Origin of the sequence: Escherichia sp. UTM R2, from assembly GCF_048593455.1 — a bacterium.
In the GTDB taxonomy this organism is placed as follows: Bacteria; Pseudomonadota; Gammaproteobacteria; order Enterobacterales; family Enterobacteriaceae; genus Escherichia; species Escherichia coli.
Map to the genome: position 1 here is coordinate 2,334,049 of NZ_JBFWDY010000002.1, position 14,832 is coordinate 2,348,880.

Consider the following 14,832-nt stretch of genomic DNA (forward strand, 5'->3'; position numbering starts at 1 on the left):
TGCCCGGTATTTGCCGGGCATTTACTTTAACGATTGTATTGCTGGTATAAAATAGCAATATTTTGTTGCATAATTTCAGCAAGACAATGTCTGCATCCCTCTTTGTCTTTTGCTTTTAACGCGGCGAGTAATAGACGATAGTTTTCTATACGCTCCCGTAATTCCGCTGGATTAATCACTTCATAGAGATAATGTAAACCAGGTCCCATCCTGACCCACAGTTGCTCAATCATCTCACACAGGATGGGCATATTTGAGCGATGATAAATCGCTAAGCGAAATAGCCTGTTCGCATTAATGATTTGTTCCATGTCGCCCTTTTCTTGCGCCTGCAGTAATTTCTCAAGCAATTCCTGGAGTTCCGCCAGGTCTGGCGGTGTGAGGTTTTCAACAGCCAGAGTAACTGCCATTAATTCCAGTTCGTAGCGGATCCGATTGATTTCGTCTAATTGACGTTTCCCCACTTCCGGAACTGTAAATGCTTGCGCTGGTGTGACAGAAAGCGCATTCACCGAAACCAGACGTAATAATGCTTCACGCACAGGTGTAATACTCATACCTAATTGCTCCGCCAGATTTTTAGTAATCAGGCGTGCGCCAGGTTTTAATGCGCCAATACTAAGCTGATGTTTCAGGTCGTTCTCAACCTGCAGAGTCAAACTGACATGTTTCATTTTTCCCGTTCCAGGCATTTTAATTCCTTCGCGTGTTTTCTGTCCAACCCTGCCTGCATGGCAGAAGGAGTTCACCTGGTGTATTAAAGTGAATAATCATAAACCACTCACCTTTGTTGTTATTAGCAGCAGAACAATGACGTGGTTAGTTAATTAAAGCTGAAAATAAGCTTTTTGCCTGGATTTTTATGGCGGCTTACGCCGCCGTTGAAACTTTAATCATCACCCGCCACGCGGATCACCACTTTGCCGAAGTTTTTACCCTTCAGCAGGCCGATAAACGTCTGTGGCGCATTCTCTAAACCGTCAGTAATTTCTTCTCGGTAGTGGATTTTATCCTCTTTCACCCATTGCCCCATCTCCTTCTGAAACTCATGGATGCGGTGACCATAATCCTGAGCGATAATAAACCCTTGCAAGCGAATACGTTTTTTCAGCACCGTTGCCATCAACAGGGGTAAACGATCCGGACCGGGTGGTAGGTCTGTAGCGTTATAGCTGCTCACTAAGCCACAAACGGGAATGCGCGCAGATGTATTAAGTAATGGTAGCACTGCATCAAATACCTTACCGCCCACGTTTTCATAATAGATATCAATACCTTTTGGGCACGCTTTCGCCAGTTGTTCGGCAAAATCGTCCGCGTGGTGATCAAGGCAAACATCGAAGCCTAACACCTCGGTAGCATGGCGGCATTTTTCCGCGCCACCGGCTACCCCCACCACTCTGCAACCTTTAAGTTTGCCGATTTGCCCCACCGTCGCCCCCACTGGTCCTGTCGCCGCAGCTACCACCAACGTTTCGCCCTCTTTAGGCTGACCGATATCCAGCAGCCCCATATAAGCGGTAAAGCCTGGCATCCCCAGCACACCCAGCGACCACGATGGATTTTGCGGATGATCGCCAAGTTTCACCAGATCATCACCACTGGATATGTCATAGTCCTGCCATCCACTGTAGCCCAGCACCCAGTCGCCAGGCTGATAATCAGGATGATTCGACTCCACGACACGGCTCACCGTACCGCCGACCATCACGCCGCCAATATCAACCGGCGGTGAATAAGATGGCTCATCGCTCATACGTCCACGCATATACGGGTCCAGGGACAAATAAACTGTGCGCAGTAACACCTGTCCTTCACCCGGTGTGGCGACATCATCTTCTTCAAGACGGAAATTCTCCGGAACCGGTGCGCCATGTGGACGCGAGGCCAGAACCCAACGTCGATTACGCTGCTTTTGTTGCCCCATAATGCTCTCCTGTGCTTTTGGCATGAATCCATCAATAGTAGCAGGCTCGCAGGATTGGTTTTGTTTGCAGCCGTCACATCCCCTCTGCAACACGCAATAATTTCATCGAGGAATCCGTTGCTTCGGGCTGTTTTCGATAGTATTGATAACATCATCATCATTATTTTATTGAGGCCAGACATGTCCATCCGTTTTGCCCGCAAAGCCGACTGTGTTGCCATTGCGGAAATTTATAACCACGCCGTGTTGTATACGGCGGCTATCTGGAATGACCAAACGGTGGATGCGGATAACCGCATTGCCTGGTTTGAAGCGCGGACCATAGCAGGTTATCCGGTGCTGGTGAGTGAAGAAGATGGCGTAGTGACGGGATATGCCTCGTTTGGCGACTGGCGTAGTTTCGATGGTTTTCGCCATACCGTGGAACATTCGGTTTATGTCCATCCCGATCATCAGGGCAAAGGTCTGGGGCGTAAATTGTTAAGCCGATTGATTGATGAAGCGCGGGATTGCGGGAAGCATGTCATGGTCGCCGGGATCGAATCGCAAAATCAGGCCTCGCTGCATCTGCACCAGTCGCTGGGATTTGTCGTCACCGCACAAATGCCGCAGGTGGGCACTAAATTTGGGCGCTGGCTGGATCTGACATTTATGCAGTTGCAACTCGACGAACGCACTGAACCGGACGCGATTGGATGAATCAGTCGCTCACCCTTGCCTTTTTGATTGCCGCCGGAATTGGTCTGGTAGTCCAGAACACGCTGATGGTGCGCATCACCCAGACCTCCTCTACCATTCTCATCGCCATGTTGCTGAACTCACTGGTGGGGATTGTGCTCTTTGTTTCTATTTTATGGTTTAAACAAGGTATGGCGGGGTTTGGCGAACTGGTGTCCAGCGTGCGTTGGTGGACACTTATACCTGGCTTGCTGGGATCGTTTTTTGTCTTCGCCAGTATCAGCGGATATCAGAATGTGGGAGCGGCGACAACTATTGCGGTACTGGTCGCCAGCCAGCTGATTGGCGGTCTGGTGCTGGATATCTTCCGCAGCCATGGCGTACCACTACGGGCGTTGATCGGCCCAATTTGTGGCGCCATTTTACTTGTGGTTGGCGCCTGGTTGGTAGCCAGACGCTCATTTTAATCACAGGATGGTGCCGCCTTTGGTTAACTGTTCATGGCGCGCTTCCATATCTTCTTTATGCTTGCGACCGTGATGAGCAATAGTGGTGCGCAAACGCTGCTGCTGGGTGTAGCGATCTTCCCGACTTAACTCCGCGTCATCGCTCAGGGCGATTAATAATTCGTTCATATGGGCAATGACGCTCTCTTCAATCGCGGCATCCACGCGCGCGATGACTTCATCCAGATGCGACATACTTTCTCCTTAGCCACTTGTGAAATTTATCGATTCATCCAAATGATATAAGTCTGCGTGGTGCCGTCAAGCCAGTGAGTAAGATTTAAAACAGTGAAAACAACAGCGCCACCGGGAAACTCATCGGCCATGTTGCCCCCACCAGAAAGGCGCTTAAGAAACGGATGCGTTTCTTATCGTGAGAAAGAAACCAAGTGATAAGAAATGAGATTGCTGCCATAACCGCATAAAAAACAAGCATATGTTGATAGAGAGACATGTACGGGCATCCAGCCAGATGAATAAAACGCGCGCAAATATGCGTCATTTTTTGACGTGCATCAAGTTTTTTAACCGGTTTGAGAAAAAAACATCAAACAGCAACTTGCCCTTATCCATCTTCAGAATGAGTATTATTGCGGATTTTCTTAACCCGTACTATACACATAGGGGCAATGATAAAAGGTGGCAAAAATGAATGTTTCCAGTAGAACTGTAGTACTGATAAATGTCTTTGCTGCTGTTGGTTTGTTTACTCTTATCTCTATGAGATTTGGCTGGTTTATTTGATGTAGTGATTTTGCACGCAGCACGTACTGTCAGAGAAATCAGTGCTCTGACAGTACGCAAGATCATCTCATACTCTTACGATCTGCAATATTATCCTTAATGTTTAACCATGACGTGGCGGACGACGGTGTAATCCTCCAGCCCATAAAGTGACATATCCTTGCCGTAACCAGAAAGTTTCTGCCCACCGTGCGGCATTTCACTTACCAGCATGAAATGGGTATTGACCCAGGTACAACCATATTGCAGCCGTGCGCTGACGCGATGCGCCCTGCCCACATCTTTCGTCCATACCGAAGATGCAAGTCCGTACTGGCTGTCATTCGCCCAGTTCACCACCTGTTCTTCGTTGTCGAAGGGCGTAACACTCACTACTGGACCAAATACCTCTTTTTGCACGATGGCATCGTCCTGTAATGCGCCAGCCAGCAGCGTCGGCGCATAGTAATAGCCATTACCCTTGCGCTTTTCACCGCCAGTGATCACTTTGATGTGCCCTGTCGCTTTCGCCTCTTCTACTGCCTTGCTGACGCGTTCGAGATGCGCCAGCGAGCTTAAAGGTCCAAGCTCCGTAGACTCGTCATCCGGCGCACCAGATTTTAACGTTGCCACTGCAGCACCGAGTTTTTCCACCAGCGTATCGTAAATGCCTTTTTGCGCGTAGATCCGACAAGCCGCAGTACAATCCTGTCCGGCATTGTAATAGCCAAATGTACGTACACCTTCGACCACTGCTTCAATATCCGCATCATCAAAAACAATCACTGGCGCTTTGCCACCAAGTTCCATATGAGTACGCTTAATGGACGGCGCGGTATGGCTGATGATGTGCTCGCCGGTGGCGATAGAGCCCGTCAGCGACACCATCCGCACTTTAGGATGTCCGGTCAGCGGATCGCCCACCGTTTTGCCTCTGCCAAACAGTACGTTAATCACGCCTGCCGGGAAGATATCTTTCGCCAGCTCTGCCAACTTCAACGCGGTCAGCGGGGTAATTTCTGATGGTTTAAGCACTACGCAGTTCCCTGCCGCCAGCGCCGGAGCCAGTTTCCACGCTGCCATCATCAGCGGATAATTCCACGGTGCGATAGAAGCCACGACCCCCAACGGATCGCGACGGATCATCGAAGTATGACCTTCAAGATATTCACCTGCCGCCAGACCATTCAGACAGCGCGCCGCACCCGCGAAAAAGCGAAAAACATCGACAATCGCCGGGATTTCATCATTGAACGCACTATGCAGCGGTTTGCCACAATTACGGGACTCCAGTTCGGCAAAAACCTGACCATTTTCTTCGATAACATCAGCCAGTTTCAGCAGACATTCCGCACGCACTTTCGGCGTGGTTTGCCCCCATTCGGCAAATGCTGCATCTGCCGCGCGCACAGCAGCATCGACCTGCTCTGCGGATGCCTCGGCAATCTCCAGTAAAACGTCCCCCGTTGCCGGATTATAGACAGGCTGTTTTTCCCCTTCGCCACTAACCAGTTCTCCGTTAATCAGTAACTTATGTTGCATAGCATATTCCTGTATCAGTGGTTATTGACCATTGTCGCCTTCGCGGGTTAGCCACCAGGCCCCCAGGATCGGCAAGGTTGTTACCAACATAACCAGCAGTGCCACCACGTTAGTTACCGGTACATCACGCGGTCGCCCAAGCTGATTGAGCAACCACAACGGTAACGTTCGTTCATGACCTGCCGTAAAGGTCGTAACGATGATTTCATCGAACGACAAGGCAAACGCCAGCATTCCTCCTGCCAGTAACGCCGAACTGAGATTCGGCAACACTACGTAGCGGAAGGTTTGCCAGCCATTGGCCCCAAGATCCATTGACGCCTCAACCAGACTCCATGAGGTGCGGCGAAAACGGGCGATGACATTGTTAAACACCACAACTACACAAAAAGTCGCATGACCGACCACGATGGTGAAAAATCCCGGCTCCAGATTGATGGTTTTAAAGGCGGTTAATAACGCCAGACCAGTGACAATGCCCGGCAGCGCAATGGGCAGCAGCAGTAACAGCGAAATGGCGTTTTTGCCGAAAAAGTCTCGTCGCCACAGCGCGGCAGCTGCCAGCGTCCCTAACACCAGCGCCATTAATGTCGCCAGCGCCGCCACTTTAAGTGACAGTGTCACTGCATCAAGAATATCACTACGCTGTGCTGCCACGCTAAACCAGCGCAGCGTCAGGCCCTGCGGTGGAAAACTAAACGCCGCATCTTCAGTGTTAAACGCATAGGCGGCGATTATCAGGATGGGAAAATGTAGGAAAACAACGCCGCCCCAGGCCGCCAGTTTGAGGAAAAACGGTGCGCGTTCAGAGTGCATCGAACGCTCCCAGACGTTTCACGAACGCCAGGTACAGTGCGATGAGAACAATCGGCACCAGGGTGAATGCCGCCGCCATCGGCATATTGCCAATCGCCCCCTGCTGGGAATAAACCATATTGCCGATAAAATATCCTGGCGGGCCAACCAGCTGCGGGACGATAAAATCGCCCAGTGTGAGTGAGAAGGTAAAGATAGAGCCAGCGGCAATACCCGGGATCGCCAGCGGCAGCACCACATAGCGAAAGGTTTGTCGTGGACGTGCGCCGAGATCAGCCGACGCCTGCAACAATGACGGCGGCAAACGCTCAAGCGCCGCCTGCACGGGCAGGATCATGAACGGCAGCCAGATATAGAGAAACACCAGAAAGCGCCCCAGCCCGGAAGTTGACAGCGTATTGCCGCCCACCGCAGGTAATGTAAGGAACGCAGTCAGCAGTGGTTCCAGCCCAAGATGTTGTAAAAACCACTGAGCCACGCCATCTTTTGCCAGCAATAACGTCCAGGCATAGGCTTTAACAATGTAGCTCGCCCACATCGGCAACATTACCGCAATATAAAAAAACGCTTTCATTTTCCCGCTGGTATAGCGCGCCATATACCACGCCATTGGAAAAGCCAGAATGGCGCTGGCGATAGTGACTGCCACAGCCATAGTCAGCGTGCGGAGAATGATGTCGTAATTCGCCGGATTAAACAGCGCACGGATATTCGCCAGCGTCAGTTCCGGCGTTACCGACATGGTGAAATCGTCAAAAGTATAAAATCCCTGCCATAACAGTGTCAGCAGCGAGCCGAAATAGACAATGCCAAACCACATTAGCGGGCCAAGCAGCAGTAAAAACAGCCCCAGCCCCGGATTCCGCCAGAAGAAACCGGACACCTTACCCAGACCTGGACGTGAAGGTGATTGCAATACGTTCATCGCCATTCACCTCTCCTCAACCAGCGGCACCATCACATCACGCGACCAGGAAACCATCACCTGTTGTCCGGGCGTGAGCGTGGCAGGCAGTTCTTCGCCTGTCATATTGGCCTGACTCACCAGCAGTTTTTCACCGCCGCTCAGTGTCAGTTCAAAACGGGTCGCCGCGCCCTGATATTGCACCGCCTGGATCGTGCCATTGGCCTGAAGTTCACCAGGGGTGTTGAGGCGGATATGTTCCGGTCGCAGGGCGAAGCTTCCCGTCATGCCACAAAGTTTCTCTGCCATCAGTCCATCAAAAACATTCGATGTACCAACGAACCCGGCAACAAACGGCGTGCGCGGGCGCATATAGAGATCGCGCGGGGAATCGACCTGCTCAATGCGTCCATTATTGAAAACCGCCACACGATCGGACATCGATAATGCTTCGCCCTGATCGTGGGTAACGAAGATAAAAGTGATACCGAGAGACTGTTGCAGTTTTTTCAGTTCCAGCTGCATCTGCTCACGCAATTTGAGATCCAGTGCGCCGAGCGGTTCATCCAACAGCAATACGCGCGGTTCATTCACCAATGCTCTGGCGATAGCAACCCGCTGGCGCTGACCACCAGAAAGTTGTGACGGTTTACGTTGCTGTACAAACCCCAACGCCACTTTCTCCAGCGCCTCTTGCGCCATTGCGTGCCGCTGCTTTTTATTCACGCCTTTGACCATCAGCCCATAGGCGACATTGTCAAGAATCGACATATGCGGAAATAGCGCGTAGTCCTGAAAGACAGTATTCACGTCCCGCTCCCACGGTGGCAGATTGCTGGCGGGTTTACCAAAGATAGAGATAGCCCCGCCGGAAAGCTGTTCGAAGCCAGCAATCAGGCGCAGGCAGGTGGTTTTGCCGGAGCCGGACGGCCCCAGCATAGAGAAGAACTCACCATCTTTTATCGCAATACTGACGCCATCTACTGCGCGCACGTCACCGTACAACCGCGAGACGTTGTCAAACTCCACTGCGTACGTCATAAAGCACCCCAGCGAAGTTAGCGACCGCCCATAATGGCAATGTAATCCTGCGTCCAGCGACTGTAGGGAACAAACTTGCCCCCTTCTGCTATAGGCGTTTTCCAGAAGGCTATTTTATCGAAATAGTTAAAACCGTTTGTTTCACACCCTTTCTCGCCTAATAACGAACTGGCTTTACACCCTTCCGGCACTACCGGTAACGAGCCAAACCAGGCCGCCACATCGCCCTGCACTTTTGGCGTTAATGACCAGTTCATCCATTTGTAGGCGCAAACCGGATGTTTCGCTTCGCTATGCAGCATGGTGGTATCAGCCCAACCGGTAACACCCTCCTTCGGGAAAACGGTAGCAACAGGCTGGCCTTCGGCTTTCAGGGCGTTGGCCTGATAGGGCCAGGCACTGGAAGCAACCACACCCTCGTTTTTGAAATCGCTCATTTGCACGGTAGTGTCATGCCAGTAGCGATGGATCAAACTGTGTTGAGCGCGCAGCACTTTCAGCACCGCCTGGTACTGTTCTTCGGTGAGTTGATATGGATCGCTGATGCCCAACTGCGGCTGAGTGGCTTTAACGAACAACGCAGCGTCCGCAATATAGATAGGGCCATCATAAGCCTGAACGCGGCCTTTATTGCTCTTGCCGTCCGGCAGATTTTGCTCAACAAAAACCTCTTGCCAGCTATCCGGCGGCGTCGGGAAGGTTTTAGTGTTGTACATCAGCAGGTTCGGACCCCATTGATATGGCGTGCCATAGACTTTGCCGCCCACGTTAAACCAGTCGCCTTTAACCACGCGCGGATCGAGCGTTTTCCAGTTGGGAATCAATGCGGTATTAATCGGCTGCACGCGTTTACCCATAATCAAACGCAGCGAGGCATCGCCGGATGCCGTAACCAGATCGTAACCCCCTTTGGTCATCAGACTGACCATTTCATCGGAAGTCGCGGCGGTTTTCACATTCACCGCGCAGCCTGTCTCTTTTTCGAACTGCGTTACCCAGTCGTATTGTTTATCAGTTTGTCCGCGTTCGATGTATCCCGGCCAGGCGATAATATCCAGACGCCCTTCCGGTTTATCTAAATTGGTAGGTGGTTCGGCGGCGTGAGCGGTCATTATTGTCATGCTGAGCGCACACAGGCTGCTGCGGGCAAATGTCTTGCTCATAAGGTCTTACTCCTGTCGTAATTAATTGTTCAGCCGCCGTGCCGTAAAAATATCTCCTTGTTTAACCATAGACGGCGGCTTGCAGGCACACCTTCGCCCCTGAGAAAATTTAATCAGGTTGTGAGCTACCGCGCATTATGCCGTCTGTAAGGTTATCTTCTGGAGTATAGTCAAGGAGTTAGGAAATATGACTGCTATTCGAAATTCATATTACCCAATCTAAGAGGAATTAAATTAAACGCTATTACAGCCGTTCTTGAATAAGTTTGCCTAATTGTTTTACCGCCTGTTCTTCACGTTCTCCCCACTGCCACGCGGTATTAAAACGAAAAAAACGTGACCAGTTTTCACCGGTAGAAAACATTTTACCCGGCGCAATACTGATATGATGCGTCAGTGCCGCCAGGCTCAATTCGCCGGCATCTAACGGCTCGGGGAGCTCCAGCCAGAGAAAATAACCGCTGTCATTATGATGAATTTTCACTTCCGCAGGCAGATAACGCAGCAGTGCCTGCCAGGCACGTTGTTTACGTTCCGCAAGCTGGCGACGCAGGCGACGAAGATGGGCGTCGTATCGGCGCGTGGAAAGGTAATCCACCAGCGCAAGCTGCATCGGTGAGCTGGTGGAAAGCGTACTCATCAACTGCAATCGTTGAATTTTACGTGCATGTTTTCCGGCGGCGACCCAACCAATACGAAAACCAGGCACCAGACATTTCGAAAACGAAGAGCAATGCAAAACGCCATCGTGGCGATCCCACGCTTTCGCAGGCAGCGGTTTTTCCCGTCCAAAATAAAGTTCGCTGTAAACGTCATCTTCAATCAGCGTTACGTTGTACTGATTGAGCAACGCCACCAGTTGTGCTTTTTTTTGCGGCGTTAAGGTAAATCCGAGTGGATTCTGGCTATTAGTCATCAGCCAGCACGCTTTCACCGGATACTCCTGCAACGCCAGTTCCAGCGCCTGAAGATCGATCCCTTCTTTAACATCCGTCGCCACCGATAACGCCTTCAGCCGTAGCCGCTCCAGCGCCTGCAACGCACCGTAGAAACAAGGATTCTCTACTATCACCCAATCGCCCGGTTCAGTTACCGCTTGCAAACTGAGGTTTAATGCCTCTAACGCCCCGGCAGTAATGACAATTTCATCAGGAGAAATGGTGATGCCCTGTAAGGCATAGCGACGAGCAATAGCCTGACGCAGTTCTGCGTTTCCTGGCGGTAAGTTTTCAATCACGCTCATCGCTGTGGCGGTTTTGCTTACCTGCGCCAGCGAGCGGTTTAGTTGTTGGAGGGGGAAAAGTCGCGGGTCGGGAAAGGCCGAGGCAAACGGAACGACCGACGGATCGCGACTGGCCTGCAACATATCAAAAATATAAGTGTTGATATCGACTGCTTCATCTCGAGTGACTGGAATGACTGGCGCTTTCGGCATTTTTATTGCCTGTGGCGCAACGTAATAACCCGACTGCGGTCGTGCGATAATATATCCCTGACTTTCGAGCAACTGATAGGCATGGCTGACAGTCATAAAGCTCATGCCTGAAAGCGCCACCTGGTCACGCAACGAAGGCAAACGATCGCCGGGTTGCCAGATACCCGACGCAATCTGCTCGCGTAATTGTTCTGCAAGCTGCTGGTATTTTTTCATTATCGAATCGTAATTATGTGCAGATGATTCGGCAGTCTATATCAGTTGTTAAAAATGACAACTTTTCGTTAACTGTAATTAAACCATCACCAGCGATAACTCTTTGCCAAGCGCCTTTGCCGCGAGCTGGACGGCGTCGATTTTTGTCGCATGATGCAAGTTAAATAGGCGAGTAATCTCCTGTTTAGGTTTGCCAATTCGCCTGGCTAACTCTTGCTGAGTGATTTCTGACTGTAAAAAAGCATTTAACAGCAATACCTTAGAGGCGACGCTCAAAGGTACTTCAATAAAGTGATCGTGACTATTTAATGGCGAAGGTAAAGGGATAAGCTCGTTATCTTCAAAATAAAAATCAAATGCGGTCAGTAAAGCATCTTTTGCCGCTTCCATCGCTTCAGCGACAGTTTCGCCCTGGGTCAACGCTTCAGGGATATCCACAAAAGAAACCATATAACCGCCTTCCGGCGCGGGTGTAAGAGTGACGGGATAACGCATAATTTCGACTGTCTCTCGCATGTCATTAACCTTTTTAATTGGCGATTAACTCAAACCGAGTTGTTTCAGGATTGCTTTACGCAATGGTTCTTTAATCTCATCGCAGGGGTGACGCGGCATGACACTGCGCCTCCCATGAAACCTGAGTTTCAAATGGTTGCTGCCATTCGCTACATCGACGCCCTGAGATTCGAGCCAACGTCTGAACTCGCTTTGTTTCACATCGCCTCCCTGCCGCTGAGTATATCAACAAAGTAAACATTAGTGTTTACCTCCGTGTGTAATTTGCTCGAAAATAGCACTAAATCGCCGCAACGGCAGAATGCAATGCAAAATCAGGAAGGAAGATTCCAGAATTTCTTTGCGCTAATTTGCAAAACTGAATAATAACCTCAAGAAACGATCGGCATCATAGCGGCAAAAGGTAAGAAAAAGGTGGCAGGATGTTTACGAAGGCGTTATCGGTTGTCTTATTAACGTGTGCTCTGTTTTCAGGACAACTCATGGCAGGGCACAAAGGACATGAATTTGTGTGGGTAAAGAATGTGGATCATCAGCTGCGTCATGAAGCGGACAGCGATGAATTGCGTGCTGTGGCGGAAGAGTCGGCGGAAGGTTTGCGCGAGCATTTTTACTGGCAAAAATCGCGCAAACCAGAAGCGGGACAACGTTGAGTCATTTGATGCCGGATGCGGCGTAACGCCTTACCCGGCAGGCAATATCATGCAGATTCAATAAGTTGTGAGTAACCAGAAAACTGGCGTTTTACCCTTTTCGCTTCGGCAATGTTTTCAGCAGCTCATCCGGACTTACGGATGCCACTACGCTTCCCGGTAACGGCATTTTCAGTATGTGATTTTTGATTTTGCCAATGACGTGCATCTCGCATGGGCGGCAATCAAACTTTAGCGTTAATACTTCATCGCCGTTTACCAGTTGCATTGGCGTCGCCTTCCAGCTTTTGATATTGCCTTTCGCCTGTTTCGGGCACAGATTAAAGGCAAAGCGCAGACAATGCTTGGTGATCATCACAGGGACTTCGCCCTTCTCTTCATGTGCCTCATACGCCGCGTCAATCAGCTGCACACCATAGCGATGATAAAATTCACGCGCTTTCTGGTTGTAAACGTTCGCGAGGAAACTCAGATGCGTTTGCGGATAAACCGGCGCAGGATCAGCAACCGGTTTACGGCTGCCGCGCTGGTAACTGGCAAGACGCGCAGCATCCAGCATGTCAGCAGCTTCACGGCGGAACTGGTTTAACAGACTGTTTGGTACAAACAGCGCCCCCGGCAAATTAATTTGCACATCGCGGGCGTAATAGAGGGTTTGCCCCAGTTTTGCCAGACCATCCTTCAGATTGTTCATTGCTTTTTCGGCGTTATTGGCTTCGTCGAACTGCCCATCCAGCGTATGCGTTATGCTGACCCCCTCTTCACTGGTGAGAGTCAGAATCAATTGTTCCTGCCAACCGCCCAGTTCAATGTCTACCGCCACCCGACGTTCGCTGGAGGTTTTTGTCAGTGCCTGCTGCCAGTTATGATCAAGATTACGGTTTAGTGGGTGATGCGGGCGAATTTTGTGCAAATCTGCTGGCATTTCATTGGGCCAGACGCGGTACTGATTTTCTCCGGTTTTCTCGACCGTATTGGCACGAAAACCGACGACTTCACGTTTAATCAACACGTTCAGGCCATCGCCATTTGCCAGTGGCTCGGTAACGGCAACATCGAGATGATCTTTCGCCACTTTCACTACTTCGCCTACCGGCAGGCCGATAAATTTCGGCGAATCGAACGCGCCAATATCGCCTTTACGGGCATTCACAAAATAATCTGTGCTACCACGGTGGAAAGTCTTTTCCGTCGATGGAACAAAGAAATGTTCAGTACGACCTGATGAAGCACGCGTCAGATCGCCACGTTCTTCAATAATGGCATCCAGCATCTGGCGATAATGGGCGGTGATATTCTTCACGTAGCTCATATCTTTGTAACGCCCTTCAATCTTGAAGGAGCGTACACCAGCATCAATCAGCGCGCCGAGGTTGGCAGTCTGATCGTTATCTTTCATCGACAGCAGATGTTTTTCATAGGAAACCACCCGCCCCTGATCGTCTTTCAATGTGTATGGCAAACGGCACGCCTGTGAACAATCGCCACGGTTGGCGCTACGCCCTGTTTGCGCATGAGATATGTAGCACTGACCCGAATAGGCCACGCACAATGCGCCATGAATAAAGAATTCAATGGTCGCGTCCGTAGCCTGGTGAATCGCGCGGATCTGCTCAAGATTCAGCTCTCGCGCCAGCACAATCTGCGTGAAGCCAACATCAGAGAGGAACTTCGCTTTTTCTACTGTACGAATGTCGCACTGCGTACTGGCGTGCAGTTCAATCGGCGGAATATCAAGTTCCAGAATCCCCATATCCTGAACAATCAGCGCATCGACGCCGGTCTGGTAGAGGTCGGTAATCAGCCGTTGCGCGGGTTCCAGCTCATCATCATGCAAAATGGTGTTAAGCGTGACGAAAATTTTTGCACCATAACGATGGGCAAACGGCACCAACTCGGCAATATCTTTCAGGCTATTACTGGCATTATGACGGGCACCAAAACCAGGGCCGCCGATATAAACAGCATCAGCACCGTGCAAAATAGCTTCGCGGGCAATGGCGGTATCGCGTGCCGGGCTTAACAGTTCAAGTCGATGAGAAGATACGGTCACATTCTTATCCAGTAGCTGAAAAATGGCGGCTATTTTAGCCACAAGCGCGACGTTGCGAAATAGTTTTCCCGCTTAACTGCGCGGGTAATGGATGAGGGAATGAAAATGTACGGTTTGCTCCCCACCATTACGATAGACATGCGTGACGTCTGCAGCAAATCGAGCGCCTTCCCCACAATTAAGGCTCTGCCATTCCCCATCAACGCACAGATCAAGTTGTCCATCAATGACGACGACATGTTCGATTACCCCCTTCTCATGGGGCGTCGATTCGCTTATTGCACCAGGTGCCATCTGAATCGAGAAGTGTTCAAAGCAGAGTTGTGGATCATAAGGAAACAGTGAAGTGATCACCATCGCCTGCTGTTGTGGATCATAAACTGAAGGCGTAGCGGACTGTGGCGGAGAAATAAATGTCGAAAATGGCACGTTCAACCCGGTGGCAATTTTCCATAATGTCGCGACCGTCGGGCTGGATTCATTACGCTCAATCTGCCCTAACATCGCTTTAGAAACGCCCGTCGCTTCTGCCAGTCGCGAAAGACTCCAGCCGCGCTGCTGACGTAGTTGTTTAAGTGTGGTGGATAAAAAGCGAGCGAGATTTTCCATGCGACTCCTCCGGCAAAACGGAAGTTTATCACTTGTGCGTTATAACGGAC

18 protein-coding genes are annotated in these 14,832 nt (G+C 50.6%); 4 read left to right on the top strand and 14 right to left on the bottom strand.

Going from position 1 to position 14,832, the window contains the following annotated elements; genetic code table 11:
- Positions 1 to 26 precede the first annotated feature (26 nt).
- Both mcbR and curA read right to left on the bottom strand, forming a co-directional pair.
- Positions 27 to 692: a colanic acid/biofilm transcriptional regulator McbR gene (gene mcbR / locus AB4H76_RS12120; protein ID WP_053883758.1), complete on the bottom strand. Its 666-nt coding sequence runs from the start codon at positions 690 to 692 to the stop codon at positions 27 to 29.
- Positions 693 to 889: 197 nt separating this feature from the next.
- The gene (gene curA / locus AB4H76_RS12125; protein ID WP_077491672.1) at positions 890 to 1,927 is read right to left on the bottom strand and encodes an NADPH-dependent curcumin/dihydrocurcumin reductase; all 1,038 of its coding nucleotides are present in this window, start codon (positions 1,925 to 1,927) and stop codon (positions 890 to 892) included.
- A 180-nt stretch (positions 1,928 to 2,107) separates the two neighbouring features.
- On the opposite strand from curA, the gene AB4H76_RS12130 reads away from it, so the two are divergent.
- Together AB4H76_RS12130 and AB4H76_RS12135 are read left to right on the top strand one after the other, a co-directional pair.
- The gene (locus AB4H76_RS12130; RefSeq protein WP_075331259.1) at positions 2,108 to 2,626 is read left to right on the top strand and encodes a GNAT family N-acetyltransferase; all 519 of its coding nucleotides are present in this window, start codon (positions 2,108 to 2,110) and stop codon (positions 2,624 to 2,626) included.
- A complete protein-coding gene (locus AB4H76_RS12135) occupies positions 2,623 to 3,072 on the top strand; it encodes a DMT family transporter (RefSeq protein ID WP_001076540.1) in 450 nt (149 codons plus the stop codon). Before AB4H76_RS12130 ends, AB4H76_RS12135 begins: the two co-directional genes overlap by 4 nt.
- Here the strand turns inward: AB4H76_RS12135 and ydcY are convergent, their stop codons facing one another.
- Positions 3,073 to 3,306, bottom strand: a complete 234-nt coding sequence (gene ydcY / locus AB4H76_RS12140; RefSeq protein ID WP_077491387.1) for a DUF2526 family protein YdcY — start codon at positions 3,304 to 3,306, stop codon at positions 3,073 to 3,075.
- Positions 3,307 to 3,391: 85 nt separating this feature from the next.
- Positions 3,392 to 3,565, bottom strand: a complete 174-nt coding sequence (gene ortT, locus AB4H76_RS12145) for an orphan toxin OrtT (RefSeq protein ID WP_001595729.1) — start codon at positions 3,563 to 3,565, stop codon at positions 3,392 to 3,394.
- A gap of 194 nt (positions 3,566 to 3,759) precedes the next feature.
- On the opposite strand from ortT, the gene yncL reads away from it, so the two are divergent.
- Positions 3,760 to 3,855 carry a stress response membrane protein YncL gene (gene yncL / locus AB4H76_RS12150; RefSeq protein WP_001303494.1) on the top strand — a complete coding sequence of 32 codons (96 nt, stop codon included), beginning with the start codon at positions 3,760 to 3,762 and terminating at the stop codon, positions 3,853 to 3,855.
- A 96-nt stretch (positions 3,856 to 3,951) separates the two neighbouring features.
- Here the strand turns inward: yncL and patD are convergent, their stop codons facing one another.
- From patD to hicA, 8 genes are all read right to left on the bottom strand, one after another.
- A complete protein-coding gene (patD, locus tag AB4H76_RS12155) occupies positions 3,952 to 5,376 on the bottom strand; it encodes an aminobutyraldehyde dehydrogenase (protein ID WP_001163884.1) in 1,425 nt (474 codons plus the stop codon).
- A 21-nt stretch (positions 5,377 to 5,397) separates the two neighbouring features.
- Entirely contained in the window at positions 5,398 to 6,192 is a 795-nt protein-coding gene (locus tag AB4H76_RS12160; RefSeq protein WP_000555471.1) for an ABC transporter permease, read from the bottom strand.
- The gene (locus AB4H76_RS12165) at positions 6,182 to 7,123 is read right to left on the bottom strand and encodes an ABC transporter permease (RefSeq protein ID WP_001251315.1); all 942 of its coding nucleotides are present in this window, start codon (positions 7,121 to 7,123) and stop codon (positions 6,182 to 6,184) included. Before AB4H76_RS12165 ends, AB4H76_RS12160 begins: the two co-directional genes overlap by 11 nt.
- The gene (locus AB4H76_RS12170) at positions 7,124 to 8,137 is read right to left on the bottom strand and encodes an ABC transporter ATP-binding protein (RefSeq protein WP_077491391.1); all 1,014 of its coding nucleotides are present in this window, start codon (positions 8,135 to 8,137) and stop codon (positions 7,124 to 7,126) included. It lies immediately after the preceding gene.
- Positions 8,138 to 8,154: 17 nt separating this feature from the next.
- Entirely contained in the window at positions 8,155 to 9,300 is a 1,146-nt protein-coding gene (ydcS, locus tag AB4H76_RS12175; protein WP_077491393.1) for a putative ABC transporter substrate-binding protein YdcS, read from the bottom strand.
- 244 nt (positions 9,301 to 9,544) lie between these two features.
- Entirely contained in the window at positions 9,545 to 10,951 is a 1,407-nt protein-coding gene (locus AB4H76_RS12180) for a PLP-dependent aminotransferase family protein (protein ID WP_000760626.1), read from the bottom strand.
- 78 nt (positions 10,952 to 11,029) lie between these two features.
- On the bottom strand, positions 11,030 to 11,446 hold the full coding sequence (gene hicB / locus AB4H76_RS12185; RefSeq protein ID WP_001270286.1) for a type II toxin-antitoxin system antitoxin HicB: 417 nt from the start codon (positions 11,444 to 11,446) through the stop codon (positions 11,030 to 11,032).
- Between the two features lie 45 nt (positions 11,447 to 11,491).
- Positions 11,492 to 11,668 carry a type II toxin-antitoxin system mRNA interferase toxin HicA gene (gene hicA / locus AB4H76_RS12190; RefSeq protein WP_000813794.1) on the bottom strand — a complete coding sequence of 59 codons (177 nt, stop codon included), beginning with the start codon at positions 11,666 to 11,668 and terminating at the stop codon, positions 11,492 to 11,494.
- Positions 11,669 to 11,889: 221 nt separating this feature from the next.
- On the opposite strand from hicA, the gene AB4H76_RS12195 reads away from it, so the two are divergent.
- On the top strand, positions 11,890 to 12,120 hold the full coding sequence (locus AB4H76_RS12195) for a YncJ family protein (RefSeq protein ID WP_000494244.1): 231 nt from the start codon (positions 11,890 to 11,892) through the stop codon (positions 12,118 to 12,120).
- Between the two features lie 91 nt (positions 12,121 to 12,211).
- Here AB4H76_RS12195 and rlhA read toward each other — a convergent pair whose 3' ends face one another.
- Together rlhA and sutR are read right to left on the bottom strand one after the other, a co-directional pair.
- Complete coding sequence (gene rlhA / locus AB4H76_RS12200) at positions 12,212 to 14,173, bottom strand: 23S rRNA 5-hydroxycytidine C2501 synthase (protein WP_077491395.1); 1,962 nt, start codon at positions 14,171 to 14,173, stop codon at positions 12,212 to 12,214.
- Between the two features lie 72 nt (positions 14,174 to 14,245).
- Positions 14,246 to 14,782, bottom strand: a complete 537-nt coding sequence (gene sutR, locus AB4H76_RS12205) for a DNA-binding transcriptional regulator SutR (RefSeq protein ID WP_000429150.1) — start codon at positions 14,780 to 14,782, stop codon at positions 14,246 to 14,248.
- Between the last annotated feature and the right edge of the window lie 50 nt (positions 14,783 to 14,832).

Excerpts from the sequence above, each read along its gene's own strand:
- mcbR (WP_053883758.1), bottom strand. The coding sequence starts at position 692 with ATGCCTGGAACGGGAAAAATGAAACATGTCAGTTTGACTCTGCAGGTT.
- curA (WP_077491672.1), bottom strand. The coding sequence starts at position 1,927 with ATGGGGCAACAAAAGCAGCGTAATCGACGTTGGGTTCTGGCCTCGCGT.
- AB4H76_RS12130 (WP_075331259.1), top strand. The coding sequence starts at position 2,108 with ATGTCCATCCGTTTTGCCCGCAAAGCCGACTGTGTTGCCATTGCGGAA.
- AB4H76_RS12135 (WP_001076540.1), top strand. The coding sequence starts at position 2,623 with ATGAATCAGTCGCTCACCCTTGCCTTTTTGATTGCCGCCGGAATTGGT.
- ydcY (WP_077491387.1), bottom strand. The coding sequence starts at position 3,306 with ATGTCGCATCTGGATGAAGTCATCGCGCGCGTGGATGCCGCGATTGAA.
- ortT (WP_001595729.1), bottom strand. The coding sequence starts at position 3,565 with ATGTCTCTCTATCAACATATGCTTGTTTTTTATGCGGTTATGGCAGCA.
- yncL (WP_001303494.1), top strand. The coding sequence starts at position 3,760 with ATGAATGTTTCCAGTAGAACTGTAGTACTGATAAATGTCTTTGCTGCT.
- patD (WP_001163884.1), bottom strand. The coding sequence starts at position 5,376 with ATGCAACATAAGTTACTGATTAACGGAGAACTGGTTAGTGGCGAAGGG.
- AB4H76_RS12160 (WP_000555471.1), bottom strand. The coding sequence starts at position 6,192 with ATGCACTCTGAACGCGCACCGTTTTTCCTCAAACTGGCGGCCTGGGGC.
- AB4H76_RS12165 (WP_001251315.1), bottom strand. The coding sequence starts at position 7,123 with ATGGCGATGAACGTATTGCAATCACCTTCACGTCCAGGTCTGGGTAAG.
- AB4H76_RS12170 (WP_077491391.1), bottom strand. The coding sequence starts at position 8,137 with ATGACGTACGCAGTGGAGTTTGACAACGTCTCGCGGTTGTACGGTGAC.
- ydcS (WP_077491393.1), bottom strand. The coding sequence starts at position 9,300 with ATGAGCAAGACATTTGCCCGCAGCAGCCTGTGTGCGCTCAGCATGACA.
- AB4H76_RS12180 (WP_000760626.1), bottom strand. The coding sequence starts at position 10,951 with ATGAAAAAATACCAGCAGCTTGCAGAACAATTACGCGAGCAGATTGCG.
- hicB (WP_001270286.1), bottom strand. The coding sequence starts at position 11,446 with ATGCGTTATCCCGTCACTCTTACACCCGCGCCGGAAGGCGGTTATATG.
- AB4H76_RS12195 (WP_000494244.1), top strand. The coding sequence starts at position 11,890 with ATGTTTACGAAGGCGTTATCGGTTGTCTTATTAACGTGTGCTCTGTTT.
- sutR (WP_000429150.1), bottom strand. The coding sequence starts at position 14,782 with ATGGAAAATCTCGCTCGCTTTTTATCCACCACACTTAAACAACTACGT.